The sequence below is a fragment of the Paenibacillus sp. FSL M7-0420 genome (genome assembly GCF_038002345.1).
GTDB lineage: Bacteria > Bacillota > Bacilli > Paenibacillales > Paenibacillaceae > Paenibacillus_AQ.
The window spans coordinates 1-17,565 of record NZ_JBBOCJ010000001.1; the positions used below are offsets into that span (position 1 = coordinate 1).

Sequence of the window (17,565 nt, forward strand, 5' to 3'; positions counted from 1 at the left end):
TTGATAGATAATAATAAAGCCGGGCAGAATATATTGAACTTAAGGAAGGGGCTATCCCTGACCCAGACAGAGCTGTCCAGCTTACTTGGCGTAAGCCATCAGGCGGTTTCCAAGTGGGAGCAGGGTGACTGCCTGCCTGATATCGGGGTGTTGCTGAAGCTTGGACAGGTCTTCGGGAAGTCGGTGGAGGAGCTTCTGTTAGGAGAGAGCGTTAGCGGCGGTTCAGCTTCTGAGACAATTGTAAGCCCTCCCATCGGGCTGCCGGATGAGATCTGGACTGAGGCTTTGGAGCGTATCCAAGACCGCATCTCGCCGCCCAGCTTCAACACCTGGTTCAAGGGCACGAAGGGGAAGCAACTGGGGGAGACTTACTGCGTCTACAGTCCGAGCCGTTTTGCTGCAGAATGGTTATATCAGCGCTATTCCACTTTGATTGTACCGATTCTCGAAGATATTACAGGCACATCCAGCCTTAAGGTCGAGTTCTGCTCTATGGGAGCATGGGACACCAACCGTAAGGGTTAGGTTTCTGCCCGGTAGGTTTTGCCGAGCTGATGACCCAGACCAAAATAATGGCGGAAATTGTAGATGAGCGGACTCCATTTCAGAGGATCGATATGATTGTCATCGATAATAATATCCTGATGGGCATGTACATGAACAGCTTGCGCCTCAATGATTGCAAAGGCAGGCGAATGATCGGGTATGCGAATATTTTGTATGCTTGCTTCAATTTGTAACGGGCACTCCATAATTCGGGAAGGCTTAACTGTTTTGGACGCCACGGGTGTGAGTCCGCTGGCAGCATATTTATCCTTTTGATAGGAGTAGCCATGTTGTTGCTTGTAATCAGGGACTGGATTCTTGCCCGTATAGGGAGCAAGCTGCTCCACATTCTCCCACAGCGATGGACCGGGGATGTTAATGACGCATTCGGGGAGCCGTTCCAGGTTCTCGATGGCTTTTCCTCCAAGACCAACCCCTAGTACTATACAGTCTCCCAAGGCCCAGGAGGATGAAATAGGACTGATATTTACGGTATCATCCTCATTCAAGGTGTTCAGTAAGATGACAGAGGTTCCATAATATAAAATCTTGGGTTGTATCGTTTCAGTGTTCATCATTTGCTTCGTATGGTCCATTGTATTTCTCCTCCCCTATTGTAGATTCTACTTCAGTGTATAATATAAATAATTCAACACTCATCGAAGTATGGAATGCATAAAGGAGGGTTAGGATGCAGGCAAATCCGAATGTTGCTATAATCGCAGCTCTAGTGAGTGAAGCTTCACGGGCGGCAATATTAACTGTTTTACTGGATGGAAGGTTCCATTCGGCGAGCGAGTTAGCATATATGGCTAGAATCAAGCCTCAAACGGCAAGCTTTCATTTAGCGAAAATGATCGATGCTAACGTGGTTACCGCTCTGAAACAAGGGAGACATCGTTACTTTGCGATTGGAGATCAAGAGGTTGCGCGGGTGATGGAATCCTTATTGTCTATTGCTCCGCCCGTGACAGTTAAGTCTTTAAGGCAATCCTCGCAGGACAAGGCGTTGCGTTATGCCAGAACATGTTATGACCATCTCGCCGGGAATGTGGGGGTGCAACTAACTGATGCATTGCTAAGCAGCGGTATTTTACTTGAAGAAGAGGACAGGTACACGGTGACGGAGCGTGGGGAGCGATTTTTTGCCGATTTTGGCGTTGATTTGAATGAAGCTGCAACGAAACGCCGTCTATTCTCACATCAATGCCTGGATTGGAGCGAACGCCGCCACCACCTGGCCGGAGCCCTGGGAAATGCCCTGCTGGAGAGAGTCTTGGAGCTGGACTGGGTCCGGCGTCTGCCTGGTACACGTGCGGTACAAGTCACCGATGAGGGGAAGGCGGGTTTTGAAGAGGTATTCTCGTTGGATTTGAATTAGGTGCAAGGAATGAAGCTACCACTCCATAAAATTCTCTTCAATCAGCGCAGCGAATGATTTCGCGATCACCTCGCAGTCCCCGTTATCATGGTCGATGAGCAGCACGCGGCCTTCGGGGTCAAGCAGGATTGGGTTGCCCGAGCCGTCCATGGAAAAGACTGCACTTCGTGCAAGCAGCCCGCTCATAGGGGTATCCTTGTAATCCTCGCGGAAGGACAACGTTAACTCAGTCACACTCTCCCGTCCGATGGAGGAACCGTTGCTGAAGGCGTGTACGGATAATCCGGCATAGGCGCCGCCAAAGCTTCGGATGAATTGAACATAATCCTGATCCAGCGACAGACCCAGTTGCTTCTCTGCCTCAGCGATTTGTTCCTCTGTTGCCGGTGTACCGAGCAGACTCTGATTCCCCTCTTTGGTTAAAAAAAGCTGCAAACGTTCCATTAGCGCATCATTCATAGCTAGTCCTCCTCTTTTAAGAATATCTATTCATCATAACAAGAGCGGCACCCGAGTCAATAGCCCGGGTGCCGCTCTTGTGGATATTCGCTATTTCAAATACTTCACTCACCCAAACGAAGTTTCGACACTCTGCGCCACAATCTCCCTGAGCTCGGCCTTCTGTGCGTTGAACTGCTGCGGGGTGATGCTGCCGCTGGCGAGTCTCGCTTCGAGCTGCTGGGTCAGCTGCTTGACCTGGAGGTTGATGACCTGAGTCACGTTGCCGCCATTCTCTTCTGCGATGTTCCGCAGGGATTTGCCTTCATACAAGGCGTCGTATAGCTCTTCTTCAGAGGTGGAGTTCAGGTTCAGGGCGTCCAGCAGCTCATCGGTATCGGCCACATCAGAGGTGGACCATTTGGCGACAGGTAGGGTATGTAAGGCCGGCTTACCCCAAGCCGTTCCTCCGAACGACATGGCTACAATCATGGTTCCTACAATCATTACACGCTTAATATTCATATGTTTTATATTCATGTGTATAATCCTCTTTTCGTGGTTGGTTATATGGGTCAAGGTTCATCATTTACGGCGGCTAGCGAAGTTCAGCTAAATACAGTTTACCCAACAATACTGAAATGAAGCTTAAGTCTTCTTAAAGATAACCTAAACTTTACTTCCAGCTGCCGGTTCCTTGCTCCGGCTTCTTCATCTGCGTTATTCTTGAAGGGCATTGCCGAACCGAACAAGCGAGAGCGGAAGGATGAACCGTCTATGAAAAAAATACTGGTCGTCGATGACGAACCGGCCATTGTAAGTGCGATTGCCTACGCGCTGCGGCGTGAAGGCTATGAGGTCGATACTGCCGGTGACGGGGAGGAAGCGCTAAGCAAGGCGAATACCTTCCGTCCGAATGTGCTGGTGCTGGATGTAATGATGCCGAAGCTGAGCGGTTATGATGTCTGCCGCAAGCTGGAGGACCGGGATGATATTGGAATCATTCTGCTCACTGTCAAGAATGATATTGTGGATAAAATTGTCGGTCTGGAGCTGGGTGCAGACGATTATATGACTAAGCCTTTCGAGATCCGCGAGCTGCTGGCCCGGGTGAAGGCGCTGCTGCGCCGGCTGGAGAAGAATACGGCCGAGCTCCGCAATGAGCTGATCGAATACGGCCTCTTGCAGGTTCATCCGGACCGGCGCAGCGCCGAGCTTGGCGGGGAGCCGCTGGAGCTGACCCCGAAGGAATTCGATCTGCTGCATCTGCTGCTCTCGCACCCGCAGCGGGTGTATATGCGGGAGGAGCTGCTGGAGCAGGTCTGGGATATGGACTATGCCGGGGGAACGCGTACCGTAGACATTCATATCCAGCGGCTGCGCAAAAAGCTGGGCGAGCCCTACCAGAATATCCTGCAAACCGTCTATGGTGTAGGTTATAAGGCAGTGCCTGCGGGGAGCTACTCATGAGAATCAGCATCAAGCTGAAGTTCAGCCTGTTCCTGGCGGTGCTGCTGATTCTGGCTGTCGGCGTGCTAAGCTACTTCGTCCTGCGCGGCGTGGAGCGCAATGAGCAGGGCCAGACGGAACGCAGTCTGGCCCAGCATGTCAACACGGTCAATCTGCGCGTGAAGCAGACATACTATACCGGTGCGCGCCTTACGCCGCAGGTCTTCATGCAGCAGCGCGGCAAGGCGCTGGCTGCCGAGCTGGCCGGATTCACCGGCCTGGAGGTGACCCTGTACGACAGCCAGGGCCAGCAGGCGGGCACCTCGGCGCAAGGCGAGCCGAGGCTTGGGCCGGGCAAGCCGGATCTCAGTACGGCGCTGGACTATGCGCTGAATAACAAGGTCGCCTACCAGAGTGAAGGCGACAAGCTGTTCTACCTGGCCCCGCTGCAGGGACCGGAGGGGCAGATGGGCGTGGTGCAGCTGCAGTACTCCCTGGAGGGTGCCCGCAGCTTCCAGCAGACGCTGCTGAATCTGTTCCTGACCACAGGCGGCGCGGTACTGGTATTCAGCTTCATCCTCGGGTATCTGTATTTCAACCGTGCGGCTGCCGCTATCGGGCGGCTGAAGAAGGCGGCGGAGGATATCCGCGGTGCCGACTATATCACAGCTCCGCCGGTGCGGCGCAAGGATGAGCTGGGGGAGCTGGCCGAGGGCATCTACTTCATGAGCCGGGAGATCGAGCGCAGCATTGCCGCCAAGGATGAAGAACGGCGCAAGCTCCAGCTGGCCGTGGAGAAGCTTCAGGCGCTGGAGCAGCAGCAGAAGCAGTATATCGGGAACATCAGCCATGAATTCAAGACGCCGCTGACCTCGATTAAGGCGTATGTCGATCTGCTGAATATGTATGACGATGACCCCAAGCTGCTGCATGATGCCAAGCTGAGTATTGCCAAGGAAACAGAGCGGCTGTACGAGATGGTGGAGAAGGTGCTGCAATTGACGGCGCTGGAGAAGTATGATTTTGAATCCCAGGCAGAGCTGCTGGAGGTTGAGAGTACCCTCATCGATATCTGCGGACGGATGAAAGGCAAGGCGGAGCGCTACGGCCTGACAGTCACGCTTGACGCCCAGCCTGCGCATATCTGGATCGACCGGGAGAGCTTCATGCATATCTTCATCAATCTGCTGGACAATGCGATCAAATATAATGTCCCGCAGGGGAGTATCCATCTGCACAGCGAGGTCAGGGAGCAGCGGGTATGGATTACTGTGCAGGATTCCGGCATTGGCATTCCAGAGGCGTCCCGGGAGAAGATCTTCGAAGCGTTCTATACGGTCAACCGTGACCGTTCCAGAGCGTCAGGCGGCACAGGGCTTGGACTCTCGCTGGTCCGTAATCTGGTGGAGAAGCAGGGCGGCACCATTGTTCTGCTGGAAGGCTCAGGCGAAGGGGCAGCATTTGAGCTGTCTTTTCCGCTGGTGACCTGAAGGGATAATGTTTACAAGTTAGATATATTTGCGATGCGGTTTGGAAATAAGCGTCCGGTAAGCTGAAGAGGCAACATGAGCGATGAGCTGGAGGGAAGCCTGAATGAATCATAAGAGCCATAGAGCCTGGGGCAAGATCTGGAGCATTCTGCTCTGCGGAGCTGTTCTGCTATCGGTTACTGCCTGTAGTACTGAGAACACAGACGCACGTGAGGTTGTAGAGAAGGCAGGCCGCAAAATTACAGTCCTCGACAATGTCAGCGAACCGGTCTATACGAAGCTGAAGCTTGCGGGCATACAGAAGGTGGAGGGTGTGCGGGGGACGGATTTTGCCGGCGAGGATGTCATGGTAGTGACCAAGGAGAACCGCAGTCTTCCCTCGCAGGTGATTGAAGGGCAGGAACGGTATCCGCTGAATCTCTATCTGCATACCCTGTCCACAGGTGAGGAAGCTCCGCTGCAGACGGGGGAGCTGAATTATGGCGCGCCGCAGCTATCTCCGGACAAGACGCATGTATTCTTCAAGGAGCTGTATGACATCACAGGCTTCGGTTATATTATGGATCTGTCCGGGGGCGCCCCGGTGAAGGTAAGCGATGCGGAGTTTCGGGTGGAGGAAGGGAAATGGGCGGATGACACGCATGTGATTTTTCCCGATATGGAAGGCAATATTCTAAGCACAGATGTGACCGGCAAGCAGGAGACCCTCGTGAAGACGGGCATCCCTTATGTGCATGAGGTGGTTCAGACCGGCAGCCGGATTCTCTATGTTACAGGTGAAGACAGCCAGCTTAACGCCTATGACACGGTGACGAAGCAGACCAAGGTGCTGCGTAAAAATGTGATCTGGGCGGTTCCCTCCCCGGACGGAAGTCAGATGGCGATTGTCGAGCGTGTCGGACGCGGAGAGATGACTCTGCAGCTCTGCGACAGCGAAGGCAATGAGCAGTCTAAGCTAGCTTCGGGGCAGCAGATCTTCGGCACCAGCTGGTCGCCGGACGGCAAGCTGCTGGCTTATGCAGTGACGGCGGCGGGTGCGACGGATGACCAGCAGGACCTGTTCATTACGGAGGTGGAGACCGGAGAGCAGACGCCTGTGCTGAATGATTTTCATCTGGCTGATCCTCTCCACTGGAGTCCGTCCGGTAAGAAGCTGCTGGCCACAGCTACGGTTCTGAAGGATAATATTTATCAGTTTCTGACCTATGTGGTTAGCCTGTCGTAACGCTTTTCTACGCCAAAAGCAAAAGGCTGCCCGGGATCAGCCGCATGACGGCTACCCGGACAGCCTTGCTTTTAGGTGAGTTTATAATTCATACTTGACAGGTTGGTTTAAAGGGGTATATGATAACAGCAATCGTTCACCGCTAATTAAATGAACAGTGAAATAATCGCTGTGAACATCATACCTGAGATTTGAGCTGATTGGACCACCAAAGGCTCCCGTTACAGTTCCCGAACAGGGAATGGACCGGGGGCCTATTTGCGTCCCGTGGAGGAGAGAGGGCATGGAGGATAGACAGTGGGAGCAACTGGAGCAGGCGGATCATCTGTTCCGTAAGCTGGTACGCAGGTTCGTCAAGGAGCGCGACCGGGTAAGCGTGGAAGGGGTGGCCTTGCCGGGAATGCTGATTCTGCACAAAATCATCCGCGACGGAGAGCAGCGGCTCGGCGATCTGGCGGAGCAGCTTGATTTCACCTCAGGCGCCATAACGGCGCTGAGTGACAAGCTGGAGGCGGGCGGATATACGGTACGCAGGCGTAAGGAAGATGACCGCCGGACCGTGCTGCTGGATATTACCGCCAGCGGCCGGGAGATGGTGAAGCGTAACGGCAACATCGGTGCCAGGTGTATTACGCTTCTGTTCGAGGGCTTTACGGAGGAAGAGCTGGAGCAGCAGAGCTGTTTCTATGAGCGGATGATCGGGAATCTGGAAGGGTTCTCGGAGACGCTGCTTGAGCTGGCCCAGCAGAATGCTGCCAATCCCGTTCCCGCAGAGCCTGAACAGAAGCCGCGAGCAGTTACGAAGAGCAATTATCTCAGCTACTGAGGAATGAAGAGGATACTAACCTAATGATGAGGAGAGATGAGCATGGGACATTCCACAATATATCCAACAGGGGCTACCATATATAACCCGGCCAAGGCATGGAGCGGCTACACGGTATTTCAGGCGGGCGATGAGGGCGTAGTGCTGATCGACATGAGCGGCAAGGAGGTACATCTATGGCAAGGGCTAATCGGTTTTCCGGCCAAAATCCTTCCCGGCGGCTATGTCCTGGGCAGCACCGGCCGAAGAGACCCCAAATTCGGCATTCAGGATAATGTCGATCTGGTGCAGGTGGATTGGGAAGGCAATGTGGTCTGGAGATACAACAGCTATGAGCTGATCGAGGACCCTGGGGCCGAGCCGCTCTGGTATGCCCGCCAGCACCATGATTACCAGCGGGAAGGCAATCCTGCCGGATACTATGCTCCCGGGCTTGAACCTTCGGTTAACAGCGGGACAACGCTCATCCTGGCGCATAAAAATCTGCATAACTCCGAGATTTCCGACAAGGAGCTGCTGGATGACACGATTATTGAAGTGGACTGGGAAGGTAATGTCCTCTGGGAGTGGGCGGCTAGCGATCATTTCGCGGAGCTGGGATTCGACCAGGCGGCGCGAAATGTCCTGTTCCGCGACCCCAACACCCGCTCCTTCGGCGATCTGGGCGGCGGCGTAGGCGACTGGCTGCATATTAACTCTGCGTCCTATGTAGGGCCGAACCGGTTCTATGATCAGGGAGACGAGCGTTTTCACCCGGACAATATTATCTGGGATGCCCGTGAGGCGAATATCATCGCGATCACGGATAAGCGCAGCGGGGCCATTGTCTGGCGCTTGGGCCCGGATTATTCCCTGCCCGAAGTGAAGCATATCGGCTGGATTATCGGCCAGCATCATGCCCACATCATTCCGAAGGGGCTGCCGGGGGAAGGCAATCTGCTTGTATTCGATAACGGCGGCTGGGGCGGTTACGGACTGCCTAATCCGGCATCGCCCTTCGGGCAGAAGAATGCGCTGCGTGATCACTCGCGTGTACTGGAGATTAACCCGGTGACGCTGGAGATTGAGTGGCAGTATACTTCGGCGGAGGCCGGATTCTCCATTCCGACGGATTCCTATAAGTTCTACAGCCCGTATATCAGCTCCACGCAGCGGCTTGCGAACGGCAACACGCTGATCACCGAAGGCTCCAACGGACGGCTGTTCGAGGTCACAGCAGAGCATGAACTGGTCTGGGAGTATATCTCCCCGTACACCGACCGCCGCAATACGAATATGGTCTACCGTTCTTACCGGGTACCCTATGCTTGGGTGCCGCAGCTTACGAAGCCGGAGGAGCTTGCGATTGAGCCGCTCGACGTGTCCAGCTTCCGGGTGCCGGGAGCCGCGCCGAAGGGATCGGATTCGGTCGTGCAGGTGGCGACGACGCTTCCTTTTACAGAGGGGGCAGCCTGTGTAGCCACTACGGATGAAGGCAGCGTCCGGGGGACCAGGTAGAGACTCAGGCAGGCTTCAGAAATTCATAGACGAAGAGGTGCGTTCTTGTGACAAAATCATGGTACAGCTCAAGCCTTCTGCTCTTATCCTTATCGCTGGTACTGGTGCTCTCCGGCTGCAGCTCCAAGGGAGATGCGGCAGCCTCGGCGGGAGGGGGCAGCGGTACACCGGAGACCCTAAAGATCAGGATTGCCGATATCAACACGAATCCGACCTTCCGGGTAGCCCTTAAGCAAGGCATTTTCAAAAGCCACGGCATCGATGCGGAGATCATCAACTTCGGGACGCCGGCGGAGGGAGTGAATGCGCTGTTCATCAAGCAGGTGGATGCGGCCTTCGGCGCGGACTTTCCGGTGCTGAACGCCGTTGCCAAGGGCGACTATTCGATCATCGCTTCCGCCGGTCAGGCCACGGATCAGGCAGCGGCAGTGTGGAAGCTGTACGTCAGGGACGACATTCAGTCTGCCGCTGACTTGAAGGGCAAGAATCTGAGCTTCCTGCGCGGGACGTTCCTGCCGTATCTGTGGGATGAATACCTGAAGGAGCAGAGCATCGCGCTTAGCGATGTGAAGCTTACAGGACAGGGGGCCTTCGACGAAGCCTTCATTGCCCTGAAGCAGGGGGATGTCGATGCCGCCTGGTTCAGCGGTTCAGCGCTGACCGATAAGCTGGTTGCGCTTGAGGGCGTGCATGAGCTGACCGATATGTCCAAGACTCCGGTGCGGCTGGGGATGGGAATCGTAGCCGCAGATGCTTTTGTAGAGGAGCATGGTGAAGGCATTGGAGCCTTCCTGGCAGCGGTGGATGAAGCCTCGGCGTATGTACAGGAGCATCCGGAGGAGGTGGCTGAGCTGATGTTCAAGGAAGTGAAGCAGCCGAAGGAGGCGACATTGAAGGACCTGCCGGCGAATCCGTGGAAGGTGGGCTTCACCCAGGCTGCATATGACAGCCTTGCCGGACAGAAGAAATATATGGTGGATACAGGGATTATCACGCAGGACTTTGACCTTGACAGCAAGCTTAAGCTGGAGCCGCTGAAGCAGGCGCTGCCGGATAAAGTGACCTATCCGAAATAAATGAAACCACAGGAGGTGCCCTATGTCGTTATCTGCTAAACCAGCGGCAAGGCAGCATGCTATTCATATCGAGCAGCTGCGCAAGAGCTACAGTGAACCGGCAGCCGGAGATGTCCACTACATTATCAAGGATGTAGATCTGGTGATCAAGGGCGGAGAATTTTTTGTGCTGCTTGGCCCAAGCGGTTGCGGCAAATCGACGCTGCTGAATATGATCGCGGGGTTCGTCTCCAAATCGGGCGGACATTTGCGGGTAGACAACATTGAGGTGGATAAGCCGGGCCGGGACCGGGCGGTGGTGTTCCAGCAAGCCGATTCGTCACTGTTCCCCTGGCTGACTGTGCGGGAGAATGTAGAATTCGGACTGCGGATGAAGAAGGTGGCCAAGGCAGAACGCCGGAGCTTATCTAGCCGGTATATCAAGCTTGTCGGGCTGAACGGTCATGAGGATAAATTCCCGAAGGCGCTGTCGGGCGGGATGAAGCAGCGGGTACAGCTGGCCCGGGTGCTGGCGAATGATCCGGCGATCCTGCTGATGGATGAGCCGTTTGGCGCGCTGGATGCGATGACCCGGCGGACGATGCAGAAGGAGCTGGTGCAGATCTGGCGGGAGACGCATAAGACAGTGATCTTCGTGACCCATGATATTCAGGAAGCGCTGCTGCTGGGGGAGCGCATCGGCATTATGTCGGTAGGGCCCTCCTCCAATATCACGGACATCTACGACAATACGCTGCCCTTCCCGCGGGATGTGGCTTCACCTGAATTCTACTCGCTGTATAGCCGGATTCAGAGCCATTTTGAAGAATAGGAAGGGAGGTGACACCTGATGAGATGGGTGGAAAAGAAATGGGTATCCGTATCCCTGCTGTGGCTTGCCGTACTGCTCCTCTGGCAGCTTGGCGCCTGGGTGTATGGTCCGGATGTCATTCCCGGGCCGTGGGCCACGGTCCGGGGCGGGCGTGAGCTGGTGGAGGACGGGACGCTGGTGCAATATATCGGGGTCAGCTTGTACCGCGTGCTGATCGGCTGGGTGCTCGGCAGTCTGCTGGCTATTCCGGCAGGACTGATCACTGGCAAGGTGAATGTAGTCCGCCTGTTCGCTGAGCCGTTCCTGAACTTCATCCGCTTCATTCCGCCGATTGCCTTCATTACACTCTTCCTGGTCTGGTTCGGCATCGGGGAGCAGTCGAAGATCGCGCTGATTATGTACGCCACCTTCTTCATTGTGGTATTGAACACCCTGACCGGGGTTATGTCGGTGGAGGAGGACAAGATCCGCTCCGCACGCAGCATGGGGGCCAGTGAGTGGCAGATTCTGCTGCATGTCATTGTACCCTCGACGATTCCGTATATTTTCACCGGTGTACGGCTGGCAATGGGCACCTCCTATATGGCGATTATCGGCGCGGAGATGATTGCCTCGAACGAAGGGGTAGGCTACCTGATCTGGAATTCGCGGCTGTTCTTCCGCACCGACTGGATCTTCGTAGGGCTGATTAGCCTCGGCTTCATGGGCTTCTTCACAGACCGGGCCTTCGGCTGGTTCGGCCGGAAGGTGCTCTACCGCTATGGTGTGGTCAGTGTGGGTGCGCACAGAAGATAAAGGAACAGATCGGACGGTTAGAAGCAGCGGGATTCGTGGTATAATGGGGGAATGTGCAAGCAGGATCAACAGGAAGGAGCAGTACCCCCAATGGAAGTAACCGCACAGGAAGTAGCGGAGTGGATGGTGAAGGAGATCAAGTTCACAGGGACGTTACACCAGACCGCTGCGATTGAATACGTGAAAGCAAATTTCGGTGAGGAATTTGTATTCGTAAATGAGAACGGCAATGCCTCGTTATCCAAGGAAGTGAAGAAGGCCTTCCGCAAGCTGCATGGCGGCCGGATTGCCTGGGATCGCGACGGATTCTTGTGGGCCTGGACCTAAGGGCTGAGCTCACAATAAGACCTGAACATAACAAAGGGAGCGTTGCTGATAACAGCGGCGCTCCCTTTTGTATGCAAAGACGTACAATATTTATGTCTGCAGCACTTAATAAGAGTTCTTCATTGTAGAGGCAACAAATCTTATACGTACTCCAGCATTCCCTTTTCCTTCAGCAGATCCACAATGTCTTTGACCGACTGTGCTTTATCCTTGGGACAGATCATGACTGCATCCCCCGTGTCAGCGATGATGAAGCCGTCTACGCCGATAGTGGTAATCAGCCTCCCGTTGCCGTAGATGATGGAATTGCGGGTGTCGATGCCGACATGATTCGCTTTGATAATGTTGCCTTCATCGTCAGGCGGGAAGATGGCCCCGAGTGCGTCCCAGCTGCCGATGTCATTCCAGCCGAACTGGCCGGACAGGACCACTACCTCGTCGGAACGCTCGAGAATGCCGTAGTCAATCGAGATGTTCTGCAGCAGCGGATAGATCCGGTTAAGGGTCTCCTGCTCCTGATCTGTACCGAGTGCATCGCGGATCGGCAGCATCGTATTGTATAGCCGCGGCAGATAGCGCTTGAAGTTATCAATAATGACCGAGGTCTTCCAGATGAAAATCCCGCTGTTCCAGAGATAATTGCCTGAGGCCAGATACCCCTGTGCCTTCTTGAAATCCGGCTTCTCCACGAATTCAGCTACATCGTATACGGCAACCGGCTTGACTGCGATGGGCTCTTTGTCATAAGCGATGTAGCCGTAGCCGGTGGACGGGAAGGTCGGTTTGATCCCGATCGTGACAATGGCATCACTCTCCATCGCGACAGTGCAGGCTTCGTCCAGCGTAAGCCGGAACTGCGGCTCATCGGTAATATAGTGGTCGGAAGGCAGGACCACCATTAAGGAATCCCCTTCACTCATCTGCTGGATGGAGAAGGCGGCGAACAAGATGCTTGCTGAAGTATTCCTAGCCACAGGCTCGATCAGAATATTGCTCTTCTGCACGCTACTGTGCATAATGCTCTCCAGCAGGACCGCCTGGGTGCGGTTCGTTACAATAACGGTATTCTCCTGCGGGATGATGCCCTTGAAGCGTTCGATGGTATCGTTCAGCATAATATCGTTGCCGCTGATGTTCAGCAGCTGCTTGGGGATTTCCTGTCTGGACAGCGGCCAGAAGCGGGTGCCGCCACCGCCTGCAAGTATGGTTGCGTATTTATCCATGATGAGTCACCAGATGGGCAATCGAGAACGAGATGATGCTCTCCGATCCCTGATTGAGGTTCAGTCCCGAGCTGTGAATCCCGTCGTAGCAAGCCCCGGTCTGGGGATCGATCAGGCTGAGCTGCAAGGAGTTATTCCCCGTATACCAGGCATAGCATAAGTCTGCCTGATGCAGATAAGCAGGGTCCTTAAGCACCGTGGCAGCTTCCCGGCAGGCCAGCAGCATCTCGCAGGCTTCGATCGGCTGCTCGTCATAGAGAGCAGGCTTGCCGCCCCGCAGCAGCCAGCCGTGGCTGCCAATGGGCTTGTAATAGCCTTCCGGCGCGAAGGTCCGGGAGATCAGGAAATCGAGGCTTTCCTTAGCCGTGATTCTCAGCGCCGGATTGCCGGAAATCTTGTAAGCCTTAAGCAGCGCCCAGGGCAGCATCGAGTTCCCGTACGTAAGGCTGTCTTCATACCAATTCCAGCCTTCGCCCTTGGTGAGATTGTATTGGTCATTCAGCCGGACGGCGATCGATTCGATCAGCCCGCCAACGATAGCTTCAGGCAGGAAGGCCTGTTCTTCTTCTGTGCTTGGTGTATGCGGATAAGGGAAGGAGTAAGTGCGTGCTCCGGGAGTTTTGAGCAGGTAGCTAAGTCCGACAACGGCATAGGCCAAGGCCCGGGGAGAGCGCATTCCGCCGATATGCGGCAGCGCCTGGTTGATCAGATAGCGGCAGGTATTCAGCAGGTTATCCGGCAGAATGGAAGAATAGGCGAGTACGAAGCCCAGCGCCCAGAGGGTACGCCCCTGGCAATCCTCAGAGCCGCGCTCTTCCAGGAAGGAACGGTTATAGTCCATGAAATTCCGGAAGTTGCCTTCTTCAGTCTGTGCATGGTGGACGAAAGAGAGGTACGTATGGATCAGGTCGAGGGAGGCGTTGTCCTGAGTCTTTTTGTACATCAGCACAGCTGCGATTAAAGCCCGAGCATTGTCATCGGTGGTGTAGCCTTTGGCACGGTCGGGCACGCCGAACTTTGTATGCTGAAAGATTCCTGTATCATCGGTGATCCGGCGCATATAGTCAGTTCTGAACTGTGACGCTATAGGTGTCTGCATTAAATCACACTCCGGTCAGCCGGGGCGCGGAGGGCTAGGAGATCCTGAAAGATGGCCGCGTAGGTCTTCGCAACCTCACTCCACATCATCGTACTGCCAAGCTCCTGTGTACGCTGCTCCATATCCTTAACCTTGGCCGGATCATCCAGCAGCTCCAGAATACAGGCTTCGAGGGAAGCCGAATCACGGAAATTCGCCAGCAGGCCGCGGCCTCCGGCAAGCATCTCTTCGGCATAGCGGTAAGGAGTGGAGATAATCACTCTGCCATATCCGACGCCGTAAGCAAGCGTGCCGCTGACGGCCTGATCCTTGCCCAGATAAGGAGTCATATAAATATCGGACATCACCAGGGACTCGATGACCTCTTCCTGGGTCAGCAGCTTGTCGACGAACAGCACATTATTGACCAGGTCTAATTCATGCACCAGATCGGTCAGCTTTTGACGGTATACTTCACCTATCTCCTGTTTGACGACCGGATGGGTCTTGCCCCAGATAATATATAGCGCGTCCGGATGCTGCTTCACTACTCCGCTCATAGCCTCAATGGCATATTCAATGCCCTTGCCGGGACTCAGGAAGCCAAAGGTCGACAGGATTTTGCGTTCGCCTAACTTGTACTGGAGCTTCAGCTCTGCACGTGTGGAGGTCTGGACAAACGGAACGCCGTGATGAATGAAAGCTATTTTGGCGGCATTAATATGATAGACAGAGATCAGATCCTCTACTGTGGACTGGGCCATGGTCACCACCTTGACGCTTCCTTCGGCGAGCCGGGTGATGATCTCATGCTGCTTGGGAGTAGGCTTGGTTAAGACAGTGTGGAAGATAACCACGTAAGGGACCTGAAGCTCTTCTGTGAACTGCAGCAGATATTCGCCGCTCTCTCCGCCATAGATGCCGAATTCATGCTGAATGACTAGCAAATCGGTATCTGACTGGTTGATGTCTCTGGCTGATTCTATATAATCGGATAGCTGATGTTGGTTAATTTCCCGCATGACCTGATCCGTGTAACGGTAGTTCCCGTTGTTATTCATGGCGATGATGCGCGGTTTGTTGAAGCCCTGAAGCTTCGTGAATTCATCCAGCAGATCCTGGGTGAAGGTAGCAATTCCGCATTCTCTAGGCAGGCTGGTGGACAGGAAAACAATGTTTTTATTGCGGTTGCTGTGGTTCATAATAGAAAGCCTCCCTATTGATTATCGAACTTTTGGGGACAAAAAAAGAAAATAAAGCGGGCTTTATTTTCCGGAGATGAGTGGTATAAAATTTTGTTTCTGCAAATCATTTCCTGCCCAAACTATAACATGACCATTTAATCTTGTCAATTTATTGACTCCCTTGAAATCACCGGATATAGTGATGTAGGAGGTGTATGGATGCCAGTCATACGCAGTAAATTGAGTGAGGTTATGGAGAAGCATGACCCGAAATTATCGATTCGCAAGCTAGCGAAGGACATTAATTACCATTTCGATTCCGTCCGGCGGATGTACAAAGACGAGATGGTACAGTATCCCCGGGATCTGCTGCTGAAGCTGTGTACGTATTTCAATATTCAGCCCGGAGAATTGATCCGGATGGAATCCGATGAGAATGACTGGGACATAGATAAGACAAATGAATATGAGGAGGAAGGCAATGACAAGGAGCCCGGCGAAGACAGCAACCTGTAATGAACTACTGAATACCTTTTATGCCAATCTCCGTACCGTGCACGTGGAGAAGCTAGTCTTCTCCGGTGTGGGCGGGCGTGATGTCTACAATATAACGGCTCCGTTTCTGCATGACGGGGAGGAAGTGATCTTGGGAAGAGTTGAGGAACGGGATAGCGAGTTCTCTCAAGTCTTCTTTTTTACATCCGGCGAGAATGGTGTATGGGTTCCTCGTGCGCATACCCATACCTATAATCTGCAGGACCCTTGCGTAACCCGCGTCAAAGGAGAATTGATTGTCGGCGGAGTTGAGGTGATTACGGCTGGGGATAAGCCGCCCAAGATAGTCTCCTGGGTTACCCAGTTCTACCGGGGATACCGGATCGACTCGCTGCATCACTTCTCCTCCGGTCCGGAGCTGATGAAGGATATCCGGCTGATTGAGCTTCAGGATGGCAGAATCGGCGTACTGACCAGACCGCAGGGAGACCGGGGCGGCAGAGGACAGATTGGCTTCACCATTATTGATTCACTGGAGGAGCTGCATGAACAGACCTTCCTGGAGGCGGAGATTCTGCAGCATCAGTTCGTGCCGGAAGAGTGGGGCGGAGCCAATGAAGCCCATCTGCTTAAGAATGGCCATGTGGGGGTACTTGGACATATTGCCTGCTTCGACCCTCTGGGGAAGAAGCATTATTACGCTATGGTCTTCTCGCTTAATCCGGACACCTTCGAGACAACTCCGGTCAAAATCATTGCGGCCCGCAGCGATTTTCCGGTCGGCCCGGGTAAACGGCCTGATCTGCAGGATGTGATCTTCAGCGGCGGACTGGTACGCGGGACGGCCGGCCGGGCGGTGTTGTCTGTAGGCGTCAGCGATGCAGAAGCCTACAGAATTGAGCTTCCTGATCCTTTTGCCGAATACGAAGTGTAATGTTACTGGTTTGACTAGATTCTATGGTCATGGTACACTTTGTTTGACAAGAATTTATGGTCAAAGAGAGCGGGAACCAAGCAATGGGTATATTCATTCAACTAAACAATCGTACATCGGAAACAAAGTCCAACCTGAATGTGGCAAGAAAGCAGGGCCGCATCCCGGCTGTACTGTACGGGATTGGTAAAGATACACTCAGTCTTGAAGTGAACGAGAAGGAACTGCTGGAGATGCTGAGAACGAATCCGCGGGCAATTCTACAGGCGAAGCTGTCAGATGGAACGACCCTTCCGGTAGTGGTTCAGCACATTCAGAAGCAGTCGATGTCCGGTAAAGTGCTGCATATCGATTTTCAGCATGTGAACATGAGCATCAGCATGGACAGCAAGGTGACCATTCATTTTGCAGGCGAAGCTGTTGGCGTCAAAGAAGGCGGCGTACTGCAGGTGGAAATCTATGAAGTAGAGGTCCGCTGTATGCCGGGCGATCTGCCTACTTCCATGGAAGTGGATATCAGCGGCCTGGCCATCGGCGACCAATTACTGGTGTCGGATCTGATCTTCAAGGATGGAATTGAAGTGCTGACCGATCCAAGTACTGTCATGATTCAGATCAAGACTGTACATGAAGAAGTTGAAGAACCGGTAGTAGTTACTCCGGCTTAAATACAGATTAACGAATAATAGCCCCTTCGGGCAGAACGTATTCGGAATTCATGAGGATATCATGACTCCGGTTACGTCTGCTGGAAGGGGCTTTTTGTTGAATTATAAGAATTTATATGCTT

General features: G+C 53.8%; 20 protein-coding genes. 14 read left to right on the plus strand and 6 right to left on the minus strand.

Annotated elements, in window-relative coordinates; translation table 11 throughout:
* On the plus strand, positions 1-525 hold a 525-nt coding region (locus MKX51_RS00005; RefSeq protein ID WP_340990760.1), incomplete at its 5' end, for a helix-turn-helix transcriptional regulator.
* Here the strand turns inward: MKX51_RS00005 and MKX51_RS00010 are convergent.
* Positions 522-1,142, minus strand: a complete 621-nt coding sequence (locus tag MKX51_RS00010; protein WP_340945276.1) for a flavin reductase family protein — start codon at positions 1,140-1,142, stop codon at positions 522-524. The genes MKX51_RS00005 and MKX51_RS00010 overlap by 4 nt on opposite strands.
* 95 nt (positions 1,143-1,237) lie before the next feature.
* Here MKX51_RS00010 and MKX51_RS00015 point away from each other — a divergent pair, with 95 nt between their 5' ends.
* The gene (locus MKX51_RS00015) at positions 1,238-1,927 is read left to right on the plus strand and encodes an ArsR/SmtB family transcription factor (RefSeq protein WP_340945274.1); all 690 of its coding nucleotides are present in this window, start codon (positions 1,238-1,240) and stop codon (positions 1,925-1,927) included.
* 15 nt (positions 1,928-1,942) lie between these two features.
* Here MKX51_RS00015 and MKX51_RS00020 read toward each other — a convergent pair whose 3' ends face one another.
* Entirely contained in the window at positions 1,943-2,386 is a 444-nt protein-coding gene (locus MKX51_RS00020) for an SMI1/KNR4 family protein (RefSeq protein WP_340990761.1), read from the minus strand.
* A gap of 108 nt (positions 2,387-2,494) precedes the next feature.
* Entirely contained in the window at positions 2,495-2,905 is a 411-nt protein-coding gene (locus tag MKX51_RS00025; protein ID WP_340990762.1) for a hypothetical protein, read from the minus strand.
* Between the two features lie 237 nt (positions 2,906-3,142).
* Between MKX51_RS00025 and MKX51_RS00030 the strand changes: the two genes are divergently transcribed.
* The 9 genes from MKX51_RS00030 (at position 3,143) to MKX51_RS00070 (ending at position 11,861) form a co-directional block, all read left to right on the plus strand.
* The gene (locus MKX51_RS00030; protein ID WP_340990763.1) at positions 3,143-3,835 is read left to right on the plus strand and encodes a response regulator transcription factor; all 693 of its coding nucleotides are present in this window, start codon (positions 3,143-3,145) and stop codon (positions 3,833-3,835) included.
* Positions 3,832-5,304 carry a sensor histidine kinase gene (locus MKX51_RS00035; protein ID WP_340990764.1) on the plus strand — a complete coding sequence of 491 codons (1,473 nt, stop codon included), beginning with the start codon at positions 3,832-3,834 and terminating at the stop codon, positions 5,302-5,304. Before MKX51_RS00030 ends, MKX51_RS00035 begins: the two co-directional genes overlap by 4 nt.
* A 103-nt stretch (positions 5,305-5,407) precedes the next feature.
* Positions 5,408-6,529, plus strand: a complete 1,122-nt coding sequence (locus MKX51_RS00040) for a TolB family protein (protein WP_340990765.1) — start codon at positions 5,408-5,410, stop codon at positions 6,527-6,529.
* A gap of 283 nt (positions 6,530-6,812) precedes the next feature.
* A complete protein-coding gene (locus MKX51_RS00045) occupies positions 6,813-7,355 on the plus strand; it encodes a MarR family winged helix-turn-helix transcriptional regulator (RefSeq protein WP_340990766.1) in 543 nt (180 codons plus the stop codon).
* A gap of 42 nt (positions 7,356-7,397) precedes the next feature.
* Positions 7,398-8,852 (plus strand): aryl-sulfate sulfotransferase, encoded by a 1,455-nt coding sequence (locus MKX51_RS00050; protein WP_340990767.1) that lies wholly within the window; start codon positions 7,398-7,400, stop codon positions 8,850-8,852.
* Positions 8,853-8,899: 47 nt separating this feature from the next.
* Complete coding sequence (locus MKX51_RS00055) at positions 8,900-9,928, plus strand: ABC transporter substrate-binding protein (protein ID WP_340990768.1); 1,029 nt, start codon at positions 8,900-8,902, stop codon at positions 9,926-9,928.
* 22 nt (positions 9,929-9,950) lie between these two features.
* Complete coding sequence (locus MKX51_RS00060) at positions 9,951-10,739, plus strand: ABC transporter ATP-binding protein (protein ID WP_340990769.1); 789 nt, start codon at positions 9,951-9,953, stop codon at positions 10,737-10,739.
* Between the two features lie 18 nt (positions 10,740-10,757).
* Positions 10,758-11,534, plus strand: a complete 777-nt coding sequence (locus MKX51_RS00065; RefSeq protein ID WP_340990770.1) for an ABC transporter permease — start codon at positions 10,758-10,760, stop codon at positions 11,532-11,534.
* Positions 11,535-11,624: 90 nt separating this feature from the next.
* On the plus strand, positions 11,625-11,861 hold the full coding sequence (locus tag MKX51_RS00070; protein ID WP_042231904.1) for a DUF6953 family protein: 237 nt from the start codon (positions 11,625-11,627) through the stop codon (positions 11,859-11,861).
* Between the two features lie 140 nt (positions 11,862-12,001).
* On the opposite strand, the gene MKX51_RS00075 is transcribed toward MKX51_RS00070, so the two are convergent.
* From MKX51_RS00075 to MKX51_RS00085, 3 genes are read right to left on the minus strand one after another with little or no spacing between them, the layout of a single operon-like run.
* Positions 12,002-13,084 carry a mannose-1-phosphate guanylyltransferase gene (locus tag MKX51_RS00075; protein WP_340990771.1) on the minus strand — a complete coding sequence of 361 codons (1,083 nt, stop codon included), beginning with the start codon at positions 13,082-13,084 and terminating at the stop codon, positions 12,002-12,004.
* The gene (locus tag MKX51_RS00080) at positions 13,077-14,183 is read right to left on the minus strand and encodes a glycosyltransferase (protein ID WP_340945258.1); all 1,107 of its coding nucleotides are present in this window, start codon (positions 14,181-14,183) and stop codon (positions 13,077-13,079) included. Before MKX51_RS00080 ends, MKX51_RS00075 begins: the two co-directional genes overlap by 8 nt.
* On the minus strand, positions 14,183-15,364 hold the full coding sequence (locus MKX51_RS00085; protein WP_340990772.1) for a glycosyltransferase family 4 protein: 1,182 nt from the start codon (positions 15,362-15,364) through the stop codon (positions 14,183-14,185). The genes MKX51_RS00080 and MKX51_RS00085 overlap by 1 nt, the downstream gene beginning before the upstream one ends.
* A 201-nt stretch (positions 15,365-15,565) precedes the next feature.
* Here MKX51_RS00085 and MKX51_RS00090 point away from each other — a divergent pair, with 201 nt between their 5' ends.
* The 3 genes from MKX51_RS00090 to MKX51_RS00100 all read left to right on the plus strand — a co-directional run bounded on the left by MKX51_RS00090 (position 15,566) and on the right by MKX51_RS00100 (position 17,443).
* Positions 15,566-15,862: a helix-turn-helix domain-containing protein gene (locus tag MKX51_RS00090; RefSeq protein WP_211721882.1), complete on the plus strand. Its 297-nt coding sequence runs from the start codon at positions 15,566-15,568 to the stop codon at positions 15,860-15,862.
* Positions 15,828-16,775, plus strand: a complete 948-nt coding sequence (locus MKX51_RS00095; RefSeq protein ID WP_340990773.1) for a DUF1861 family protein — start codon at positions 15,828-15,830, stop codon at positions 16,773-16,775. Before MKX51_RS00090 ends, MKX51_RS00095 begins: the two co-directional genes overlap by 35 nt.
* Positions 16,776-16,858: 83 nt before the next feature.
* Positions 16,859-17,443: a 50S ribosomal protein L25 gene (locus MKX51_RS00100; protein WP_340990774.1), complete on the plus strand. Its 585-nt coding sequence runs from the start codon at positions 16,859-16,861 to the stop codon at positions 17,441-17,443.
* Positions 17,444-17,565: the final 122 nt, after the last annotated feature.

What these genes read in the sequence shown, in the direction of transcription:
- MKX51_RS00010 (WP_340945276.1), bottom strand. Translation starts at nt 1,142, where the DNA reads ATGGACCATACGAAGCAAATGATGAACACTGAAACGATACAACCCAAG.
- MKX51_RS00015 (WP_340945274.1), top strand. Translation starts at nt 1,238, where the DNA reads ATGCAGGCAAATCCGAATGTTGCTATAATCGCAGCTCTAGTGAGTGAA.
- MKX51_RS00020 (WP_340990761.1), bottom strand. Translation starts at nt 2,386, where the DNA reads ATGAATGATGCGCTAATGGAACGTTTGCAGCTTTTTTTAACCAAAGAG.
- MKX51_RS00025 (WP_340990762.1), bottom strand. Translation starts at nt 2,905, where the DNA reads ATGAATATAAAACATATGAATATTAAGCGTGTAATGATTGTAGGAACC.
- MKX51_RS00030 (WP_340990763.1), top strand. Translation starts at nt 3,143, where the DNA reads ATGAAAAAAATACTGGTCGTCGATGACGAACCGGCCATTGTAAGTGCG.
- MKX51_RS00035 (WP_340990764.1), top strand. Translation starts at nt 3,832, where the DNA reads ATGAGAATCAGCATCAAGCTGAAGTTCAGCCTGTTCCTGGCGGTGCTG.
- MKX51_RS00040 (WP_340990765.1), top strand. Translation starts at nt 5,408, where the DNA reads ATGAATCATAAGAGCCATAGAGCCTGGGGCAAGATCTGGAGCATTCTG.
- MKX51_RS00045 (WP_340990766.1), top strand. Translation starts at nt 6,813, where the DNA reads ATGGAGGATAGACAGTGGGAGCAACTGGAGCAGGCGGATCATCTGTTC.
- MKX51_RS00050 (WP_340990767.1), top strand. Translation starts at nt 7,398, where the DNA reads ATGGGACATTCCACAATATATCCAACAGGGGCTACCATATATAACCCG.
- MKX51_RS00060 (WP_340990769.1), top strand. Translation starts at nt 9,951, where the DNA reads ATGTCGTTATCTGCTAAACCAGCGGCAAGGCAGCATGCTATTCATATC.
- MKX51_RS00065 (WP_340990770.1), top strand. Translation starts at nt 10,758, where the DNA reads ATGAGATGGGTGGAAAAGAAATGGGTATCCGTATCCCTGCTGTGGCTT.
- MKX51_RS00070 (WP_042231904.1), top strand. Translation starts at nt 11,625, where the DNA reads ATGGAAGTAACCGCACAGGAAGTAGCGGAGTGGATGGTGAAGGAGATC.
- MKX51_RS00075 (WP_340990771.1), bottom strand. Translation starts at nt 13,084, where the DNA reads ATGGATAAATACGCAACCATACTTGCAGGCGGTGGCGGCACCCGCTTC.
- MKX51_RS00080 (WP_340945258.1), bottom strand. Translation starts at nt 14,183, where the DNA reads ATGCAGACACCTATAGCGTCACAGTTCAGAACTGACTATATGCGCCGG.
- MKX51_RS00085 (WP_340990772.1), bottom strand. Translation starts at nt 15,364, where the DNA reads ATGAACCACAGCAACCGCAATAAAAACATTGTTTTCCTGTCCACCAGC.
- MKX51_RS00090 (WP_211721882.1), top strand. Translation starts at nt 15,566, where the DNA reads ATGCCAGTCATACGCAGTAAATTGAGTGAGGTTATGGAGAAGCATGAC.
- MKX51_RS00095 (WP_340990773.1), top strand. Translation starts at nt 15,828, where the DNA reads ATGACAAGGAGCCCGGCGAAGACAGCAACCTGTAATGAACTACTGAAT.
- MKX51_RS00100 (WP_340990774.1), top strand. Translation starts at nt 16,859, where the DNA reads ATGGGTATATTCATTCAACTAAACAATCGTACATCGGAAACAAAGTCC.